The sequence below is a fragment of the Pseudomonas sediminis genome, from assembly GCF_039555755.1.
GTDB classification, from domain to species: Bacteria; Pseudomonadota; Gammaproteobacteria; order Pseudomonadales; family Pseudomonadaceae; genus Aquipseudomonas; species Aquipseudomonas mendocina_D.
The window spans coordinates 4,372,569-4,391,726 of the sequence record NZ_CP154631.1 but is presented as its reverse complement, the minus strand read 5'-3'; the positions used below and the strand labels follow the sequence as shown (position 1 = coordinate 4,391,726).

Annotated in this window: 18 protein-coding genes; 16 read left to right on the top strand and 2 right to left on the bottom strand. The window is 63.5% G+C overall.

The annotated features are described in order from the left end of the window. Nucleotides 1-80: 80 nt before the first annotated feature. The 4 genes from pedF to AAEQ75_RS20680 all read left to right on the top strand — a co-directional run bounded on the left by pedF (nucleotide 81) and on the right by AAEQ75_RS20680 (nucleotide 3,341). Nucleotides 81-500: a cytochrome c-550 PedF gene (pedF, locus tag AAEQ75_RS20695; RefSeq protein WP_143507084.1), complete on the top strand. Its 420-nt coding sequence runs from the start codon at nucleotides 81-83 to the stop codon at nucleotides 498-500. A 148-nt stretch (nucleotides 501-648) separates the two neighbouring features. Further along, nucleotides 649-1,521, top strand: coding sequence for a substrate-binding periplasmic protein (locus AAEQ75_RS20690; protein ID WP_256837242.1), 873 nt, complete (start codon nucleotides 649-651; stop codon nucleotides 1,519-1,521). Between the two features lie 21 nt (nucleotides 1,522-1,542). Further along, on the top strand, nucleotides 1,543-2,292 hold the full coding sequence (locus tag AAEQ75_RS20685; protein WP_256837236.1) for a quinoprotein dehydrogenase-associated SoxYZ-like carrier: 750 nt from the start codon (nucleotides 1,543-1,545) through the stop codon (nucleotides 2,290-2,292). Between the two features lie 119 nt (nucleotides 2,293-2,411). Next, nucleotides 2,412-3,341: a quinoprotein relay system zinc metallohydrolase 1 gene (locus AAEQ75_RS20680; RefSeq protein ID WP_343350318.1), complete on the top strand. Its 930-nt coding sequence runs from the start codon at nucleotides 2,412-2,414 to the stop codon at nucleotides 3,339-3,341. 157 nt (nucleotides 3,342-3,498) lie between these two features. On the opposite strand, the gene AAEQ75_RS20675 is transcribed toward AAEQ75_RS20680, so the two are convergent. Together AAEQ75_RS20675 and AAEQ75_RS20670 are read right to left on the bottom strand one after the other, a co-directional pair. Further along, nucleotides 3,499-3,885 carry a hypothetical protein gene (locus AAEQ75_RS20675; protein WP_279921193.1) on the bottom strand — a complete coding sequence of 129 codons (387 nt, stop codon included), beginning with the start codon at nucleotides 3,883-3,885 and terminating at the stop codon, nucleotides 3,499-3,501. A gap of 99 nt (nucleotides 3,886-3,984) precedes the next feature. Beyond that, nucleotides 3,985-5,217: an ABC transporter substrate-binding protein gene (locus AAEQ75_RS20670; protein ID WP_343350316.1), complete on the bottom strand. Its 1,233-nt coding sequence runs from the start codon at nucleotides 5,215-5,217 to the stop codon at nucleotides 3,985-3,987. Between the two features lie 248 nt (nucleotides 5,218-5,465). On the opposite strand from AAEQ75_RS20670, the gene AAEQ75_RS20665 reads away from it, so the two are divergent. The 12 genes from AAEQ75_RS20665 to AAEQ75_RS20610 all read left to right on the top strand — a co-directional run bounded on the left by AAEQ75_RS20665 (nucleotide 5,466) and on the right by AAEQ75_RS20610 (nucleotide 19,069). After that, nucleotides 5,466-7,241 (top strand): methanol/ethanol family PQQ-dependent dehydrogenase, encoded by a 1,776-nt coding sequence (locus tag AAEQ75_RS20665; protein ID WP_343350314.1) that lies wholly within the window; start codon nucleotides 5,466-5,468, stop codon nucleotides 7,239-7,241. A 328-nt stretch (nucleotides 7,242-7,569) separates the two neighbouring features. Continuing rightward, nucleotides 7,570-9,090 carry an acetaldehyde dehydrogenase ExaC gene (gene exaC, locus AAEQ75_RS20660; protein WP_343350313.1) on the top strand — a complete coding sequence of 507 codons (1,521 nt, stop codon included), beginning with the start codon at nucleotides 7,570-7,572 and terminating at the stop codon, nucleotides 9,088-9,090. 327 nt (nucleotides 9,091-9,417) lie between these two features. Beyond that, entirely contained in the window at nucleotides 9,418-9,489 is a 72-nt protein-coding gene (gene pqqA, locus AAEQ75_RS20655; RefSeq protein ID WP_003243383.1) for a pyrroloquinoline quinone precursor peptide PqqA, read from the top strand. 47 nt (nucleotides 9,490-9,536) lie between these two features. Beyond that, nucleotides 9,537-10,451, top strand: coding sequence for a pyrroloquinoline quinone biosynthesis protein PqqB (gene pqqB, locus AAEQ75_RS20650; protein ID WP_343350312.1), 915 nt, complete (start codon nucleotides 9,537-9,539; stop codon nucleotides 10,449-10,451). A gap of 87 nt (nucleotides 10,452-10,538) precedes the next feature. Further along, entirely contained in the window at nucleotides 10,539-11,291 is a 753-nt protein-coding gene (gene pqqC, locus AAEQ75_RS20645; RefSeq protein WP_343350311.1) for a pyrroloquinoline-quinone synthase PqqC, read from the top strand. Between the two features lie 100 nt (nucleotides 11,292-11,391). Continuing rightward, entirely contained in the window at nucleotides 11,392-11,673 is a 282-nt protein-coding gene (gene pqqD, locus AAEQ75_RS20640) for a pyrroloquinoline quinone biosynthesis peptide chaperone PqqD (protein WP_179576787.1), read from the top strand. Then, complete coding sequence (gene pqqE / locus AAEQ75_RS20635; protein WP_343350310.1) at nucleotides 11,645-12,799, top strand: pyrroloquinoline quinone biosynthesis protein PqqE; 1,155 nt, start codon at nucleotides 11,645-11,647, stop codon at nucleotides 12,797-12,799. The genes pqqD and pqqE overlap by 29 nt, the downstream gene beginning before the upstream one ends. Beyond that, nucleotides 12,787-14,694 (top strand): S9 family peptidase, encoded by a 1,908-nt coding sequence (locus AAEQ75_RS20630; RefSeq protein ID WP_343350308.1) that lies wholly within the window; start codon nucleotides 12,787-12,789, stop codon nucleotides 14,692-14,694. Before pqqE ends, AAEQ75_RS20630 begins: the two co-directional genes overlap by 13 nt. A gap of 77 nt (nucleotides 14,695-14,771) precedes the next feature. Next, complete coding sequence (ercA, locus tag AAEQ75_RS20625; RefSeq protein ID WP_343350307.1) at nucleotides 14,772-15,935, top strand: alcohol dehydrogenase-like regulatory protein ErcA; 1,164 nt, start codon at nucleotides 14,772-14,774, stop codon at nucleotides 15,933-15,935. Continuing rightward, entirely contained in the window at nucleotides 15,919-17,643 is a 1,725-nt protein-coding gene (locus AAEQ75_RS20620) for a hybrid sensor histidine kinase/response regulator (RefSeq protein WP_343350306.1), read from the top strand. The genes ercA and AAEQ75_RS20620 overlap by 17 nt, the downstream gene beginning before the upstream one ends. A gap of 80 nt (nucleotides 17,644-17,723) precedes the next feature. Continuing rightward, nucleotides 17,724-18,131: a PA2779 family protein gene (locus AAEQ75_RS20615; protein ID WP_143507104.1), complete on the top strand. Its 408-nt coding sequence runs from the start codon at nucleotides 17,724-17,726 to the stop codon at nucleotides 18,129-18,131. After that, the gene (locus AAEQ75_RS20610; protein WP_430523431.1) at nucleotides 18,116-19,069 is read left to right on the top strand and encodes a PA2778 family cysteine peptidase; all 954 of its coding nucleotides are present in this window, start codon (nucleotides 18,116-18,118) and stop codon (nucleotides 19,067-19,069) included. Before AAEQ75_RS20615 ends, AAEQ75_RS20610 begins: the two co-directional genes overlap by 16 nt. Nucleotides 19,070-19,158 lie beyond the last annotated feature (89 nt).

Below are 19,158 nucleotides of genomic sequence, written 5' to 3'. Positions count from 1 at the left end.
GCGCGTTGCACGGCCTTTCTAAGATGGTCGCCACGAGCTCTGTATGGGCTGTCTTGCGTGCATTAGATGAGGTCCTGGCCATGAACAAGAAGATCCAATCCACCCTGGCGCTGCTGTTGCTCGCCGCATCGACCAACCTTTGGGCGCACGGCGATGTGGTCCCGCAGGCAGTGAACACTGATGGCCTGGAACCGCTGGGTGAGGAATGGCTGGACGAGAACCCCTATCGCGACAATCCGCGCGCCATCGAGATTGGCTCCTCGGCCTACAACCAGAACTGCGCTGCCTGCCACGGCCTGGAAGCCAAATCCGGCGGTATCGCCCCCGACCTGCGCCTGCTGGAGCTGGGCGCCAGTGGTGACGAGTGGTTCAAGGAGCGGGTAATCAATGGCGCGGTGCGCGATGGGCGCGTGTACATGCCGAAGATGGCCGACTTCCTTAGCCAGGAAGCATTGTGGGCAGTGCGTAGCTACCTGGAGAGCGTGCACGTCGAGGAGTAAGCGCTTGATGATAAATCTGCTGTGCTCGGCATCTCGCGTTTCGGCGGTGCTCGCAATGCTCATGTATTTCAATACATTCCGCTTGCTGCGCTCCAGCGAAGCGCGACCTGCCATCGCTCGCGACGATTTCTTCATAAGCGCTCGCGTCATGCGCCGGCTGATCCTCCTGTTTGGCCTGCTGCTAGGTCTGGGCATTGCCCAGGCGCAGGTGCGCGACTTCGACCGTATCACCGAGTCGGGCACCCTGCGCGTGGCTCTGTACCAGAACTTCCCGCCCTACAGTTACGAGCAGGACGGTCAGCCACGTGGTGTCGACTACGAGCTGGCCAAGGCGCTGGCTGAGGGGCTTGGGCTCAAGCTGGAAGTGATGTGGGCGCCGCCTGGCGAAAAGCTTGACGACGACCTGCGTGACTACATCTGGCGTGGCCGGGTGACAGCGCAGGGCCAACTGGCCGATGTGATGTTGCGTGTGCCATACGACCGCGACTACGCGCAGATGCGCAACGAGCTGGGCGAGCTGGTCAACGAACTCGTGGTGATGTTCGGCCCCTATCAGCGTGAGCGCTGGCAACTGGCGTTCGATCGCCGTCGTCTGCCCGAAGTGCCGAGCATCGTCGCGTTGCGCCAGCACCCGGTCGGCGTCGAAGTCGAGAGTGTGCCCTCGTTCTACCTGAGTTCGGTGCAGGGCGGCATGCTCAGCCAGGAAACCCGCCATTACCCAACGCCGAAGCTGGCCTTTGCGGCCATGCAGGGTGGTGAAGTGGATGCGGTGATGGCGCTGCGGGGTGAGGTGGACTGGCTGGTGCACGAGGCCGATGACCCACAACTGGCGCTGGCCGAGAACGCCTACCCGGACATGGGCCGGCAGATCTGGGAAATCGGCATGGCGGTGCACGAAACCAATCGGCAATTGGCCTATGCCCTGGAAGAACAGCTGGAAAACATGATCCTCGACGGCTCACTCGAGCGCCTGTACGCGCGCTACGGGCTGCGCTACGAGAAGCCAGAACAATACCAATAAGAGTCGAGCCGGAGGTGGGCGATGGATTGGCGTAGCCTGATATTGCTGGCCCTGTTTGCCTGGGCCTGGGAAGCAAGGGCCGCCGCGCCCGATCCGGTCACCTCGGTGATGTGGGACTACTATCACCAGCGCCTGCTCAACGGTGAGGCCTTCGTCTTCGACGACAAGGTTCGTCTCGAGGTGCCGCCATTCGCCGAAGATGCGCGCCAGGTGCCGATCCAGATCGACGCCAGCGCCTACCGCGGCAAGGTCAAGCGCATTCTGGCCTGGGCCGAGCTCAACCCTATCCCGCGTATTCTCGATTTCGCCCCCGGCGAGCATCTGGAGCCGAGCCTGGCCATTCGCATTCGGGTCGAGCAGGCCACGCCGATTCGCGCGGCGGTGCTGACCGACGATGGCGTCTGGCATATCGGCTCGGCCCGGGTCGAGGCGGCAGGCGGCGGCTGTACCGCGCCCAGCGTGGTGCGCGCCGAGGCCGGCTGGGAGGAGCGTCTGGGCCAGGTACTGGGCAAGCGCTTCGTGCGTGGCGAGGACAGCCGCCTGCGCCTGCAGGTGTCGCACCCGATGGACAACGGCCTGGTCGGCGGCATCCCCGAGTTCTACATCGAGCAGGCCGAGTTGCGCGATGCCGATGGCCAGGTGTTGGGGCGTATCGAGTTGTTCCCTGCAGTCAGCGAGAACCCGACGCTGACCTTCGACCTGCGCGACGACCGGCAGGCCGAAGTCTGGCTGCGCGACAACAACGGCAACGAATTCCAGGCCGCGTTCTGACGGCGGTTCTATTCGCCGCGGGGCGCGGCTCCCACAGTAGGCAGCGGCGCTCGCCCTGTGTGTAGGAGCCCCGCCTCGGGGCGAAGCTCGCGGCTCAAGCGGATTTCGAGGAGAAAAGCATGCGCTGGATACTGTTTTTGCTGGCTCTCGGTACCGGGCTTGCCCAAGCACTCGATTACCACCTGCAACCCCGGCAGATCGCCGAGGGCGTCTGGCTGCTGGAGGGCAGTACCGATAATTTCGCGGCGGAAAACGGCGGCAATATCGTCAACGTCGGCTTTATCGAAACCGCAGACGGCGTGGTGGTGATCGACACCGGTCCGTCGCGTCGCTACGGCGAGGCGCTGCGCCAGAGCATCGAGCAAACCACCGGCAAACCGGTGCTGCGCGTGTTGCTGACTCACCATCACCCAGATCATGTGCTGGGCAACCTGGCTTTCGCCGGGGTGCCCATCGCGGCATTGCCCGAGACCACCCGGTTGCTGGCCGAACAGGGCGACGCCATGGCGGAGAACATGTACCGCCTGGTCGGCGACTGGATGCGCGGCACCGAAGTGGTGTTGCCCACCGAGGAGGTACAGGAAGGCACGCTGGAAATTGGCGGCAGGCGCCTGCAACTGCTGGCGCTACAGGGGCATACCGGCGCCGACCTGGCGATTCTGGATGAGCGCACGGGCGTGCTGTTCGCCGGCGATATCCTGTTCTACCAGCGTGCGCTGACCACACCGAACAGCCCCGGGCTGGATGTGTGGCTGGCCGATCTGGATCGGCTCGAAGCAATGCCCTGGAAGCAGATCGTGCCCGGCCATGGCCCGGTGACCACTGATGCGGCGCCGTTCGTGCAGATGCGTGATTACCTGGGCTGGCTCGATGGCTTGCTGCGTCAGGGGGCAGAGCAGGGCGCGGAGATGAACGAACTGATTCGTACGCCGATCCCCGAGCGCTTCGCCCAGGTCAACCTGTCGCGCTATGAGCTGATCCGCAGTGTTAGCCACCTCTACCCGCGCTATGAGCGCAACGCCATGGGGCGGGTGGATCGTCAGGATTAGAAGCGTGGGGTGTCATCGGTGCGCGCGGCGCACCCTGCAACCAATCTCATAACGGCTGGGTATTCGAGTAGGGCGTACTCGCGAAGCAGTACGCCGTTGGATCTGTGAGGCTCCGAAGATTGGTGGATTGTTCGCTTCGCTCCTGAATCCACCCAACCTAGAGCTCTTCATCGTCGCGAATCAGCACGTAATGACGGCCGTGCTCGGTCTCTTCGTGGTCGTAGACGTAATACATCACCACTTCGCCCAGGTTGGACTGCACGGCTACATAGTCACCGCTCTCGGGCATGAAGAAGTCCCGAGTCGCCGGTTTGGCCAGGCATTCGATATGGGCGCTGACGAAGTGGGTGGGGTCTTCTTCGCCGTAGTAGTCCTCGCGCTGGTGCGCATCCCAATCCTGCGGCGGCTCGAAGGCACCGGTGATCAGCACCTTGCCGTCGCCCAGATCCTGCTCTTCGGCATCCGGGTCCTGCTCGTCCGGGCGATAGACCGTGCAGTCCAGTGCATCGGGATGGTTGAGAATTTCCTGGCGAGGGTGGGGCACGGGCGTCTCCGATCAGAATGTGCGGGCGGCCAAGTGTCGGGCAAAGCCGGGGCCGCCGCAATCATCGTGGAGCCTGTAAAGCCTGCTTGGTGACGGAGCTCACTGCAGGCTGAGCACTTCGCCGCGCTCCTGGATCCATTCGTCATGGCTGGGCGCGGCCTGTTCGCCGCTCATGCGGTGGATGATCTCGAAGTAATGTTGCTTGAGGGTGTCACGCATGATCTGGTCACGCTTGCGCACGCGCACGGCGTAGATGCTCTGCAGATTCTGATGGTCGAAGTCCCGCCATTGCTGCTCGTCCTTGAGCAATTGGTAGCGGTGGCCTTCGAGTGCGGCGATCAGGGTTTCGGCGTCGGTGCTGGCGCTACGCCTGACTGCATCGGCCCATTGCTGGACGACGGTGTAGGCAGAGGCCGCGGTTCCGCCCGGATACTCCTGATGCTCGTGCAGATAGCGTTCGACGAAGCGTTGGCCGGCCTCGCTGTTTTCCAGTTTCGGGGTGTCCCAGGTCCAGGTTTCGGTGCCGATCACGTCTTCCATCACCTGCGGGCCAACCTGCTGGACCAGGCTCTTGGTCAGGTTCGGCACGATGATCTGCATGCGCTGCTTCAGGCCCATGTTGTGAACCATGCGCATGCTGCGTTGCAGGTTGTCGCCGAGTAGTGCCAGTACCAGCACGTCGGCACTGCTCGCCGCAGCCTTGTCCATGGCGGCGCGGTATTGCTCGCGGCGCAACGGGCCGGGGGGCAGGGCGCTGCGGCCATGACGGGCACGGTCGGCGCTGCCGGTGGCCAGGCGCAGGGTCTGCTCGATGCTGCGGCCCCAGGCATCGTCGATGACGATGTAGTGATAACGCTGGCGCGGCAGATGCCAGGACAGGTACTCGCCGAGCACCCGCGCACTCATCCAGGCGCTGCCGGATTCGCGAAACAGGTAGCGCTGGCCGGCTTGGCCGGTAACTTCGTTGGCGTAACCGAGGGTGGCGAAATACAGCAGACCCAACTCGCGGGCCCGTTGCCCAGCGGCGATGGCCTCTTCGCTGGTGGCGCCGCCAAAGACCATGCGTGCACCCTGGCTGGCGAAGTGGTCGACGTTGCGTGTGGCCTGGGCCGCATCGGAGTCGGTGTTCTCGCTGAGCAGCTCCAGCGGCTGGCCGAGCAGGCCCCCTTGCCGGTTGATCGCCTCGACGGCGAGCAGGGCGCCGCGGCGCAGTTCCAGGCCTTCATCCTTGTAGTTGCCGGTTCGCGGATAGTTGAGGCCAATCTTCAGGCTTTCGGCCTGCGCCTGGCCAAGCAACGCGGCCAGTAGCAGTGCGAGCAGTACGCGTCCCATGGGCATTCTCCTTATGGTTGGGAGGTGCCTTTCTACGGGCCGCGTCATTCCTGCACCATGGGCTTTTGGTGGCGCCTGGTTGCTACTTGCGGCGATCTGTCCAGGGGCGGGTACGGCAGGTATTGCTACCAAGGAACGAGGAAAATCGGCTGGGGGTGCAATTGTTGGGTGGCCTGTGCGAGCCAAGAATTTGCGGCAGACCGGGAAAATTTCCCGGCAATAACAATGAACCCGCAGAGGTAGCCGCAATGAAACACGCCGGTCTTCGCCAGCCCTTCCTCCTCACCGCACTCTGTGCCGCCATGCTGTTGCCGTCCGCCGCCGCGCTGGCGGTCACCGACGCCGAGATTCTCAAGGACGCCACCACCACCGACCAGATCGTCACCAACGGTCTCGGCCTGCAGGGTCAGCGCTACAGCCCGCTGAGCATACTCAACGAGCAGAACGTCAAGGAACTGCGCCCGGTTTGGACCATGTCCTTCGGTGGCGAGAAGCAGCGTGGTCAGCAGGCGCAGCCGCTGATCAAGGACGGAGTGATGTACGTCACCGCTTCCTACTCGCGGGTGTTCGCCGTCGATGCGCGCACCGGGCGTGAGCTGTGGCAGTACGAAGCGCGCCTGCCGGACGATATCCGTCCCTGCTGCGACGTGATCAACCGGGGCGTCGCCCTGTATGACGACCTGGTGATCTTCGGCACCCTCGACGCCAAGCTGGTGGCGCTGAACAAGGACACCGGCAAGGTGGTATGGCGCAAGAACGTCGCCGATCACAAGGCGGGTTACTCCATCACCGCGGCGCCGCTGGTGGTCAACGGCAAGCTGATCACTGGCGTCTCCGGTGGTGAGTTCGGCGTGGTCGGCAAGATCGAAGCCTACGATCCGAAGAACGGTGAGCTGCTCTGGAGTCGCCCGACCGTCGAAGGTCACATGGGCTACGTCTACAAGGACGGCAAGGCCGTCGAGAACGGCATCAGCGGCGGCGAGGCCGGAAAGACCTGGCCGGGCGACCTGTGGAAGACCGGCGGCGCCGCGCCCTGGCTGGGCGGCTACTACGACGCCGACACCAACCTGCTGTTCTTCGGCACCGGCAACCCGGCGCCGTGGAACTCGCACCTGCGTCCTGGCGACAACCTCTACTCCTCCTCGCGCCTGGCGCTCAACCCGGACGACGGCAGTATCAAGTGGCACTTCCAGACCACGCCGCACGATGGCTGGGACTTCGACGGCGTCAACGAGCTGATCTCCTTCGATTACCAGGAAGGCGGCAAGACCATCAAGGCGGCGGCCACCGCCGACCGTAACGGCTTCTTCTACGTGCTCGACCGCACCAACGGCAAGTTCATCCGCGGCTTCCCCTTCGTCGACAAGATCACCTGGGCCAAGGGTCTGGACAAGAATGGCCGGCCGATCTACGACGACAGCAACCGCCCTGGCTCGCCGAGTGCGAAGGAGAAGGGCACGAGCGTGTTCTCCGCACCGGCCTTCCTCGGCGCGAAGAACTGGATGCCCATGGCCTACAGCCAGGACACCGGTCTGTTCTACGTACCGTCCAACGAGTGGGGCATGGACATCTGGAACGAAGACATCGCCTACAAGAAGGGCGCCGCCTACCTGGGGGCCGGCTTTACCATCAAGCCGCTGAACGAGGACTACATCGGCGTGCTGCGTGCCATCGATCCGAAGACCGGCAAGGAAGTCTGGCGCCACAAGAATTACGCGCCGCTGTGGGGCGGTGTGCTGACCACCAAGGGCAATCTGGTGTTCACCGGTAACCCGGAAGGCTACCTGCAGGCGTTCAATGCCAAGACCGGCGAGAAAGTCTGGGAATTCCAGACCGGCTCGGGCGTGATCGGCTCGCCCGTGACCTGGGAAATGGACGGCGAGCAGTACGTCTCCGTCTTGTCCGGCTGGGGTGGTGCGGTACCGCTGTGGGGCGGCGAAGTGGCCAAGCGCGTCAAGCACCTGAACCAGGGCGGCATGCTGTGGACCTTCAAGCTGCCGAAGGAGCTGGTGGCCAAGCACTGATTGGCTGATGCATCAGGCGATGGCCGGACACTGTCCGGCCATCGTCGTTTCCGGGCTCTGTCGGCGCGCTACTGGCTGCTTCTAAATGCCACGGGCGAATTTTCGTACCGGGGAACGCAAGACCAGGCGAACGGGTCTAGCCTTTAGCTTTCATGGCCCGTACCTCGCTGCCAAAAGCCCGGCCCAGGCCGCTCGCCGCTCTACTACCAAATGACTAGGCGATCTGTGCCATGGGCGCATACCGAGGTTTTCAGCGGCTTCCTAAGATCGAACCATGACTCGCTTCCCCGATTGGCAGCGGGCTCCGACAACAAGAGAGGTCAGCATCATGATTTACGCGAAACCGGGTACCGCAGGCGCCGTCGTCACCCTCAAACCACGCTACGGCAACTACATCGGCGGTGAGTTTGTCGCCCCGCTCAGCGGCCAGTACTTCAGCAACACCAGCCCGGTCGATGGCTCGGTGATCGGCGAATTTCCTCGCTCCAACGCCGCCGATATCGACAAGGCGCTGGATGCCGCACATGCCGCCGCCGATGCTTGGGGCCGCACCAGCGTGCAGGAGCGTTCGCACATCCTGCTGAAAATCGCCGACCGCATCGAAGCCAACCTCGAACTGCTCGCCGTGGCCGAAACCTGGGATAACGGCAAGCCGGTGCGCGAGACGCTGAATGCCGACGTGCCGCTGGCTGCCGACCACTTCCGCTACTTCGCCGGCTGCATCCGCGCCCAGGAGGGTAGCACCGCCGAGATCAACGACGGCACCGTGGCCTATCACTTCCACGAGCCACTGGGCGTGGTCGGACAGATCATCCCGTGGAACTTCCCGCTGCTGATGGCCGCCTGGAAGCTGGCGCCGGCTCTGGCTGCCGGCAACGCCATCGTGCTCAAACCGGCCGAGCAGACGCCGTTCTCCATCACCGTGCTGATCGAGCTGGTCGGCGACCTGCTGCCGCCGGGCGTGCTCAACATCGTTCAGGGCTTCGGCCGCGAGGCCGGAGAGGCGCTGGCCACCAGCAAACGCATCGCCAAGATTGCCTTCACCGGCTCCACCCCGGTTGGCTCGCACATCCTCAAGTGCGCCGCCGAGAACATCATCCCGTCCACCGTCGAGCTGGGCGGCAAATCGCCGAACATTTTCTTCGCCGACATCATGAACGCCGAGCCGGCCTTCATCGAGAAGGCTGCCGAAGGTCTGGTGCTGGGCTTCTTCAATCAGGGCGAGGTGTGCACCTGCCCGTCGCGTGCGCTGGTGCAGGAGTCGATCTACGACGCCTTCATGGCCGAGGTGCTGAAGAAGGTCAAACAGATCAAGCGCGGCAACCCGCTGGACACCGAGACCATGGTCGGCGCCCAGGCCTCGCAGCAGCAGTTCGACAAGATCCTCAGCTACCTCGAGATCGCCCAGCAGGAAGGTGCGCAGGTGCTTACCGGTGGCGCTGCCGAGCGGCTCGAAGGCGACCTGGCCAGCGGCTATTACATCCAGCCGACCCTGCTCAAGGGTCACAACAAGATGCGCGTGTTCCAGGAAGAGATCTTCGGCCCGGTGATCGGCGTGACCACCTTTAAGGACGAAGCCGAAGCCCTGGCGATTGCCAACGACACCGAGTTCGGTCTGGGCGCCGGTGTGTGGAGCCGCGACATCAACACCGCGTACCGCATGGGTCGTGGGATCAAGGCCGGCCGTGTGTGGACCAACTGCTACCACCTGTACCCGGCGCACGCCGCCTTCGGTGGCTACAAGAAGTCCGGTGTCGGCCGTGAAAACCACAAGATGATGCTCGACCACTACCAGCAGACCAAGAACCTGCTGGTGAGCTATGACATCAATCCTCTGGGTTTCTTCTGAGTTGTGATGCATCCCAACGGCGGCACGCTAGCTCCGGTGCGCCGCCTCTTGCCAGGCGAACAACCCTACCCGGGTGGATCTGCAGGCAGCCATGGGCCTGAACGGCAGCAGATCCTTATCGCGACGCGGCTTCGGCCGCGTTTTTTATTGGCGCATGTTTCAGCTCGGGCTATGACTGGAACCTTCCAGGCGCGAGGCACGCCTACTGATAGCGTCACCTACCAATGCCAGTGCCGATTCATCCCAAAGTACCATTTGGCCTCTTGCCTGGCGGGGGCTTAATGGGGTTGCCGGAATGCCCCGGCTTCATAAAAAGAGGACCGCACCATGTGGACTAAACCCGCCTACACCGATCTGCGCATTGGCTTCGAAGTGACCATGTATTTCGCCAACCGCTGATCGCTCCTGGCCCCGGTTCGTCCGGGGCATCCCCGCTGGTGACTTCCATGCATATCCAGATTCTTGGCTCCGCCGCCGGTGGCGGCTTTCCCCAGTGGAACTGCAACTGCCGCAACTGCCGCGGCGTGCGTGCCGGTACCCTGCGGGCGCAGCCGCGCACGCAATCGTCCATCGCCATTTCCGATGACGGTGAGCAGTGGATCCTGTGCAATGCCTCGCCGGACATCCGTGCGCAGATCGAGGCCTTCCCGGCGCTGCAACCAGCGCGCAAGCTGCGTGACACCGCCATCGCCGGCATCGTCCTGCTCGATAGCCAGATCGACCATTGCACCGGTCTGCTGACCTTGCGCGAAGGCTGCCCGCATCAGGTCTGGTGTACCGAGATGGTGCATCAGGACCTGACCACCGGCTTTCCGCTCTTCAATATGCTCAGCCACTGGAACGGTGGCCTGCAGCACCAGTTGATCGAGCTGGATGCAAAACCCTTCAGTATTCCCGCCTGTCCGGCGCTGAGCATCACCGCCATCGCCCTGCGCAGCAGCGCGCCGCCGTATTCGCCGCATCGCGGCAATCCGCACCCGGGGGACAACATCGGCCTGTTCATCGAGGACCGTCGCAGCGGCCGCAGCCTGTTCTATGCGCCGGGCCTGGGCCAGGTTGACGAGCACCTGCTGGGCTGGATGCGCCGCGCGGACTGCCTGCTGGTCGATGGCACGCTGTGGCGTGACGACGAAATGCGTGTGTGTGAGGTGGGCGACAAGCTCGGCAGCGAGATGGGCCACCTGTGCCAGAGCGGCCCTGGCGGCATGATCGAGGTGCTCGACGGCCTGCCGTCCGTGCGCAAGATCCTTATCCATATCAACAACACCAACCCGATTCTCGACCTGGACTCGCCCGAGCGCACCGAACTGGACGCCCACGGCATCGAGGTCGCGTTCGATGGCATGAGCATCGTTTTGTAGGGTGTGCGGGGTCGCTCAGGCCGTGCATACCTTGAAGAATGCTGGTGTGCACGGCGCACCCTACGGCAACGCGTATCGGAGATACTGATGAGCCAACCTGCCATGACACCTGCCGAATTCGAGCAGGCGCTGCGCGCCAAGGGCGCGCTGTATCACATCCATCACCCGTTCCACCGCGCCATGTACGAAGGGCGCGCCACTCGCGAGCAGATCCAGGGCTGGGTGGCCAATCGTTTCTACTACCAGGTCAATATCCCGCTGAAGGATGCGGCGATCCTCGCCAACTGCCCGGATCGCGAGACCCGGCGCGAGTGGATTCAGCGCATCCTCGACCATGACGGTGCGCCCGGAGAAGAGGGCGGTATCGAGGCCTGGCTGCGCCTGGCCGAGTCCGTCGGTCTCGACCGTGATCAGGTGCTGTCGCAGGAGCTGGTGCTGCCTGGCGTGCGCTTCGCCGTCGATGCCTACGTCAACTTCGCTCGTCGCGCCAACTGGCAGGAAGCGGCCAGCAGTTCGCTGACCGAGCTATTCGCCCCACAGATCCACCAGTCGCGCCTGGATGCCTGGCCGCAGCACTACCCGTGGATCGACGCCACCGGCTACGACTACTTCCGCAATCGTCTGAGCCAGGCGCGCCGCGACGTTGAACACGGCCTGCGCATCACCCTCGAGCACTACCGCACCCGTGAGGCGCAGGAGCGCATGCTGCAGATCCTGCAATTCAAGCTCGATGTGCTGTGGAGCATGCTCGACGCCATGAGCATGGCCTACGAACTGCAGCGTCCGCCGTATCACACGGTGACCAACGAGCGCGCTTGGCATCGGGGTATAGCCCTATGAGTATCGAGCAAGCGGTGCGCACGGCACACCCTACGGCCGCATTTCCGTTCGACGTGCCCTTTGTAGGGTTCGCTGTGCGCACCAGTCAGGAGCTCGAACAATGACTGCTGTCATCCTCCCACCCAGCGTACCCGCCATCCGCCGCGGCTTTCGTCTGCAGTTCGAACCGGCGCAAGGCTGCCACGTGCTGCTCTATCCGGAGGGCATGATCAAGCTCAACGACAGCGCCAGCGAAATTCTCCAGCAGGTCGACGGTAAGCGCTCGGTGGCCGAGATCATCGACAACCTGCACCAGCGCTTCCCCGATGTGCCCGGTATCGACGAAGACATTCTTGCCTTCATGGAGGTGGCCCATGCTCAGTTCTGGATCGAGCTTCGCTAAGGCAGGTCATGAACCAGGGCCACCGCTGTGGCTGCTGGCGGAGCTGACCTACCGCTGCCCGCTGCAGTGTCCGTACTGCTCCAACCCGCTGGATTTCGCCCAGCAGGGCGCTGAGCTGTCGACCGCCGAATGGATCGAGGTATTCCGTCAGGCGCGTGAACTGGGGGCGGCGCAGCTGGGCTTCTCCGGTGGCGAGCCGCTGGTACGCCAGGACCTGGCCGAGCTGATCGCTGCGGCGCGCGCTCTGGGCTATTACACCAACCTGATCACCTCCGGCATCGGCCTGACCGAAGCACGTATCGCCGAGTTCGCCGACGCCGGGCTCGATCATATCCAGATCAGCTTCCAGGCCGCCGACGAGGAGGTGAACAACCTGCTGGCCGGCTCGAAAAAGGCCTTTGCGCAGAAGCTGGCCATGGCGCGTGCGGTCAAGGCACATGGCTACCCGATGGTGCTCAACTTCGTCACCCACCGGCACAACATCGACAATATCGAACGCATCATCGAGCTGTGCCTGGAGCTGGAGGCGGATTTCGTCGAGCTCGCCACCTGCCAGTTCTACGGCTGGGCCGAGCTCAATCGCGCTGGCCTGTTGCCGACCCGCGCGCAACTGGAGCGCGCTGAGCGCATCACCAATCAGTGGCGCGACAAACTGGCGGCCGAGAACCATCCGTGCAAGCTGATCTTCGTCACCCCGGATTACTACGAGGAGCGCCCCAAGGCCTGTATGAACGGTTGGGGCAATCTGTTCCTCGATATCACCCCGGACGGCACGGCGCTGCCTTGCCACAGCGCGCGGCAGTTGCCGGTGCAGTTTCCCAACGTGCGCGAGCACAGTCTCGAACATATCTGGCGGCATTCCTTCGGTTTCAACCGCTTTCGCGGTGACGACTGGATGCCCGAGCCGTGTCGTTCGTGCGACGAGAAGGACAAGGATTTCGGCGGTTGTCGCTGCCAGGCCTTCATGCTCACCGGCGATGCCAGTAACGCCGACCCGGTGTGCAGCAAGTCGGCGCACCATGGCGTGATTCTCGCTGCACGTCAGCAGGCCGATGAGGCGCCGCTTGGGCTGGGTGAACTGCAGTACCGTAACGAGAAGGCCTCACGAATCATATGCAAAGCGTAGGGTGCGCCGTGCGCACCGATCCTGACGCAATCTGGAGTGCCGAGCAGGCTGCAGCCGCCAGCGCCGACTTCGCCGAACTGCACGCTGCCCACGGTGGCGTGTTGTGGGTGGCGTTCGATCCTGCTCTGGCGCGTTGCGGGCTGTTCTTCTATCGCGATGGTGTCATGCGTGAGCTCACGCCAGCAGGGTTTTCCGTGCGCAGCCGCGTCTACGAGTACGGCGGTGGCGCCTGCTGCGCCACGGAGCAGGGCGTGGCGTTCGTCAATGAGCGTGATCAGCAGGTCTATCGCATCGATATCGGCTTGGACGGCGGTGCGCACGGCGCACCCTACCTGATCACCAGTCACTCCCACTGCCGTTATGGCGACCTGTCCTTAGTGCCGGCCTGGCAGGCATTACTGGCTGTGGAGGAAAGTCATGAAGGCGGCGCGGTGGTGCATCGCCTGGTGCGCATCGGTCTGAACGGTAAGCGTGAGGTACTGGTCGAGGGTGCCGATTTCTATGCGGCGCCGGTGGCTGACCCAACTGGCCAGCGTATTGCCTGGATCGAATGGGATCGACCACATCAGCCCTGGATCGCCACGCGCCTGTGCCAGCGTGAGTCCGGCGAGCGCACTCGGGTGCTGGCCGGGCAGGGCAGCGATCAGGCCCTGCAGCAGCCGCGGTTCGATGCCCGGGGCCGGTTGTGGGTGTTGAGCGACAAGGCAGGATGGTGGCAACCCTGGTGCGTCGATGGCGACACAACACTGCACGCCGCGCCTTATGATCACGCGCCGGCGCCCTGGCAACTGGGCGGTCGAACCTATCTGCCGCTGGAAAACGATGAGTTTCTGCTGACCCGTTTTGAGCTGGGTGTCGGCGCGCTGGTAGGGTGCGCCATGCGCACCAGCGCTCTCGAAGGCAAAACAGTCGGTGCGCACAGCCTGGGCGGCCCCGCGACACCCTACCCAAAGGCAGAGCGGCTGTTGGCCGAAGGGTTTACGCGTTTCCGTAGCCTGGCTGCCGACAACGAACATTTCTACTGCATCGCTGCCGCTCCTGATCGTCTGCCAGCGGTGCTTGCCATTCGCCGCAGCGATGGCGCATTGCAGATGCTGGCTGGCGGTGAGCAGCCGCTGTCCGAAGCACAGCTATCACGACCCCAGCCATTCAGCTGTGGGGTCGGTGAGGGCGAACGCAGCCATGGTTTTTTCTACTCGCCTGCATCAACCGGGGAGCGCCCGCCGCTTGTGATCTTCCTGCACGGCGGGCCAACCTCGGCCTGCTACCCGGTGTTCGATCCGCGTATTGCCTTCTGGACGCTACGCGGCTTCGCCGTGCTCGACCTCAACTACCGTGGCAGCAGCGGCTACGGTCGCGACTACCGCTTGCGTCTGGCTGACGAGTGGGGCGACTTGGAAGTCGAGGATATTCGCGCCGCCATCGACGCACTGGCTGGTGATGGCCGCATTGATGCGCAACGTGTGTTCGTGCGCGGTGGCAGCGCTGGCGGCTTCAGCGCGTTGCGTGCTCTGGCCGAGTTACCGCAGTTACGCGGCGGCGCCAGTCTCTACGGCGTCAGCGACCCGCTGGCGCTGCGCCGGGTGACCCACAAGTTCGAGGCGGATTATCTCGACTGGCTGATCGGCGACCCCGAGCAGGATGCCGAGCGCTACCGGGATCGCACACCCTTGTTGCAGGCCGAACGGATCAAGGCACCAGTGATTTTCTTCCAGGGCGCATTGGATGCGGTGGTGGTGCCGAGCCAGACCGAGGCCATGGTCGAGGCACTGCGTCAGCGCGGGTTACCGGTTGAATATCACCTGTTCGCAGAAGAACGCCACGGTTTCCGTCAGGCCACCAACCTGGCCGAGGCTCTGCGCGCTGAGCATACCTTTTATCAGCGGCTGAGCTGATCGCAGGTCGCATTGCATAAACCGGGCAATGCAGTAGGCTGGTCGCCACTCCATAACAAGAAATTTCAGGCCGTTGCATGAGCCACGAATTGAATCAGCTGCGAAAGTTCGTTTCCCCCGAGATCATCTTTGGCGCCGGCTCCCGGCATAACGTCGGCAACTACGCCAAGACCTTCGGCGCACGCAAGGTGCTGATCGTCTCCGATCCCGGCGTGGTCGCCGCTGGCTGGGCCGGCGATGTCGAGGCCAGCCTGCAGGCCCAGGGCATCGCCTACTGCCTGTACACCAAGGTGTCGCCCAATCCGCGCGTGGAGGAGGTGATGGAGGGCGCCGAGCTGTATCGCAGCGAGGGCTGCAACGTCATCGTCGCGGTCGGTGGCGGCAGCCCGATGGACTGCGCCAAGGGCATCGGCATCGTGGTTGCCCATGGCCGCAGCATTCTCGAATTCGAAGGCGTGGACACCATTCGTGTGCCCAGCCCTCCGCTGATCCTGATCCCGACCACCGCCGGCACCTCGGCCGACGTGTCGCAGTTCGTGATCATCTCCAACCAGCAGGAGCGGATGAAGTTTTCCATTGTCAGCAAGGCAGTGGTGCCGGACGTGTCGCTGATCGATCCGGAAACCACCCTGAGCATGGATCCGTTCCTCTCGGCCTGTACTGGCATCGACGCCATGGTGCATGCCATCGAGGCGTTCGTTTCCACCGGCCACGGCCCGCTGACCGACCCGCACGCGCTGGAAGCCATGCGCCTGATCAACGGCAACCTGGTGCAGATGATCGCCAACCCGGGCGATATCGCCCTGCGCGAGAAGATCATGCTTGGCAGTATGCAGGCTGGTCTGGCGTTCTCCAACGCGATCCTTGGCGCGGTGCACGCCATGAGTCACAGTCTCGGTGGCTACCTCGACTTGCCGCACGGTCTGTGCAATGCAGTGCTGGTCGAGCACGTGGTGGCGTTCAATTACAGTGCGGCGCCGGAGCGTTTCAAGGTCATCGCCGAAACCCTCGGCATCGACTGCCGTGGGCTCAACCATGCGCAGATTCGCCAGCGCCTGGTCGAGCACCTGATTGCCTTCAAGCACGCCATGGGCTTTCGTGAGACGCTCAGCCTGCACGGCGTCGGTACGTCTGACATTCCGTTCTTGTCCAGCCATGCGATGGACGACCCGTGCATCCTCACCAACCCGCGTGAATCGACCCAGCGTGATGTCGAGGTGGTGTATGGCGAGGCGCTCTGACGAAGCGCTTGCCGGGCTGCTGGGGCTCGGCAGCCAGTCGGCGCGCAAGAGTCATTACCCCGAGCTGCTGGCGCGCCTGGAAGAGCTGGAAGTCGAGCGCAACCGCTATAAATGGCTGTTCGAACACGCCGTACACGGGATCATCCAGGCCAGCCTGCAGGACGGGGTACTGGCGGCCAATCCGGCGATGGCGCGCATGCTCGGTTATGACGATCCGCAGCAGGTGCTGTGGTCGCCGAGCGATCTGGCTCGGCACCTGTTCGTCGGCGGCTTCGACGAGCTGGAAGTGATTCGCCAGGGGCTGAGCCAGGGCCAGGCTCTGCTTGGCTACGAGACGCGCCTGCGCAGGCGCGATGGCAGCACCATCGACGTGCTGATGAACCTGCTGCTCAAGCCTGAAGGCGAGGGCATCTTCGAAGGCTTCGTCGCCGATATCACCGAGCGCAAGCAGGCGCAGCAGCGCCTGCAACAACTCAATGACGAACTGGAGCGCCGCGTCGCGGCGCGCACCTTCGAGTTGCTCGAATCCAACCGCAATCTGCAGCGGCAGATCGAGGAGCGCGAGCGCATCGAGCTGGCCCTGCGCGATGCGCGTGACGCGGCCGAAGCGGCCAACCATAGCAAGGACAAGTACCTGGCCGCGGCCAGCCACGACTTGTTGCAGCCGCTCAATGCGGCGCGCTTGTTGATCTCCACGCTGCGCGAGCGTGAGCTGCCAAGCGCCGAACGCAACCTGGTGGAGCGCAGCCACCTGGCCCTGGAAGGTGCCGAGGATCTGCTGGCGGATCTGCTGGATATTTCCAAGCTGGATCAGGCGGCGATCAAGCCGGATCTCGATGTCTATCGCCTTGAAGAGTTGCTCGCTCCGCTGGCGTCCGAGTTCGACAGCGTGGCGTCGGCCAGTGGTTTGCGCCTGCGCGCGAGAATTGCCAATTATGCGGTGCATACTGATTTCCGCTTGCTGACGCGCATCCTGCGCAACTTCCTCAGCAATGCCTGCCGTTATACCGAACGCGGCGATGTGCTGCTTGGCGCACGTCGGCGTGGCGCTTTCGTCGAGTTGCAGGTGTGGGATAGCGGGCGCGGCATCGCGGCCGATCAGCTGGACAAGATCTTTCTCGAGTTCAGCCAGCTCGAGGTTGGGCGTGCGGCCGAGCGTAAGGGCGTCGGTCTGGGGCTGGCCATCGTCGAGCGCATCGCGCGCATGCTGGGCTACCCGGTGCAGGTGCGCTCGCAACCGGGGCGTGGTTCGGTCTTCAGCATCCGCGTGCCGCTGGCGCAGGAGACTCCGCGTCGCCAGGCACAATCTACGACGCAGGCGGTCCTCGGCAACCCCCTGCCGGGGAGGCGCCTGCTGGTGATCGATAACGAAGTCGACATCCTGCACAGCATGCAGGCGCTGCTCGGGCAGTGGGGCTGCGAGGTGGTCACGGCGGTCGATCTGAACGAGGCCCTGCAGCGTCTGCAGGGCAGGGCGCCAGAGGTGATTCTGGCGGATTTTCACCTCGATCACGGCGTGCTCGGTTGTCAGGTGATTCAGCAGCTACGTGATGAGTTTTCCAGGCCGATTCCGGCGCTGATCATCAGCGCCGATCGCAGCGATGACTGTCGTCGCGAATTGCAGGCGCTGGGTGCGCCTTTGCTGAACAAACCGGTCAAGCCGGGCAAGCTGCGTGCGGTGCTCAGCCAGCTTTTGATGGAAACGTGAACGCGCGCAGACTGGTGGAGTGAACCTGAGCGATTTGGATGCTGTCTATTGGCTACCTCGTCCTTCAGGAGATAACCACAATGACAACTTCCATGAACCCCGTTATGCGCCGTCTGGCAGCTATTACCGCGCTGTTTCACCTGCTGCTGGTGGTGCAGATTCCTGCCGCGAATGCAGCGATGGTCGGCACTCACGAGGTGATCGCCGAGCAGCAGCACAAGGTGGATCAGGAGCAGTTGATGGCCATGCTCGATGACGAGCAGGTGAAGGAGAAACTGGTATCGATGGGCGTCGACCGTGATCAGGTCGAATCGCGTATCGCCAGCCTGACCCCGGCCGAACTGGCGCAGTTCAACCAGCAGTTGGATCAGGCACCAGCCGGTGCGGGTGTGGTCGGCATCATCGTGTTGTTTCTGGTGATCTTCATCATCACTGATATGCTGTGCGCCACCAACATCTTCAATTTCGTCAAATGCATAAATCGCTGATTCGCCTCTGCTGTATCGCATCGATCGTTCTACTCACAGCCTGCGCTCGCTCCCCGGTGTTATCACCGGTGGGCGAGCGTTTGCCTGAGCGGGTGGAACTAACCGACGTTCCCTTCTTCCCCCAGGACGCCTATCAGTGCGGCCCGGCCGCCTTGGCCACCATGCTCAATCAGCGTGGCGTGCTGACCACGCCTGGTGCGCTCAAGGACAAGGTCTACATCCCCAGCCGTGAAGGCAGCCTGCAGGTGGAGATGGTCGCCGCCGCACGCAATCACGAAATGCTGGTGTATCCGCTGCAGCCACGCCTGGAGGCGGTGCTCGCCGAGGTGGCCGCCGGCAACCCGGTGCTGGTGCTGCAGAACCTGGCATTCGACTGGTATCCGCAATGGCACTTCGCGGTGGTGGTGGGTTACGACCGCCGCGAGCGCACGCTGATTTTGCGCTCGGCCACCACGCGCAGGCTCGAAGACAGCTTCAACAGCTTCGACAGAACCTGGGCACGCGGTGGTCGCTGGGCGGTAGTGACCTTGCCACCGGAGCGCTTGCCGGCACAGGCCGACATGCATGTCTGGATGAAGGCTGCCAATGACCTCGAACAAACCGGCAATGCTCAGCCGGCTCGGCGCGCCTATCGCCGCGCCGCCGAGGCCTGGCCGGAGCAGTCATTGCCCTGGTTCGCCCTGAGTAACAGCCGCTACGCCGATGGCGATCGCAAGGGCGCCGAGCAGGCGTTGCGTGAGAGTCTCAAGCGCGAGCCTGCTTTTGCTGCGGGTTGGTTCAACCTGTCGCAAGTATTGGGTGAGCAGGGCTGTGCTGCTGAGGCGCAGCAGGCCCAGGCCTGCGCACAGCGTCTGGCGCCGGAGGATGGGCGCTTCGCCGCATCGCCGAAAGCCAGTGGTTCTGGAGGGCAGTGTCAGGCCTTGCCGGCCTGTCCGTGATGCAAAAGAAAACGGCGCCCGAGCAGACTGTGTGAAAACGTTCTGAACTGAACCGGTTCAATACAAACGCCTCGATTGATTCGGGGCGT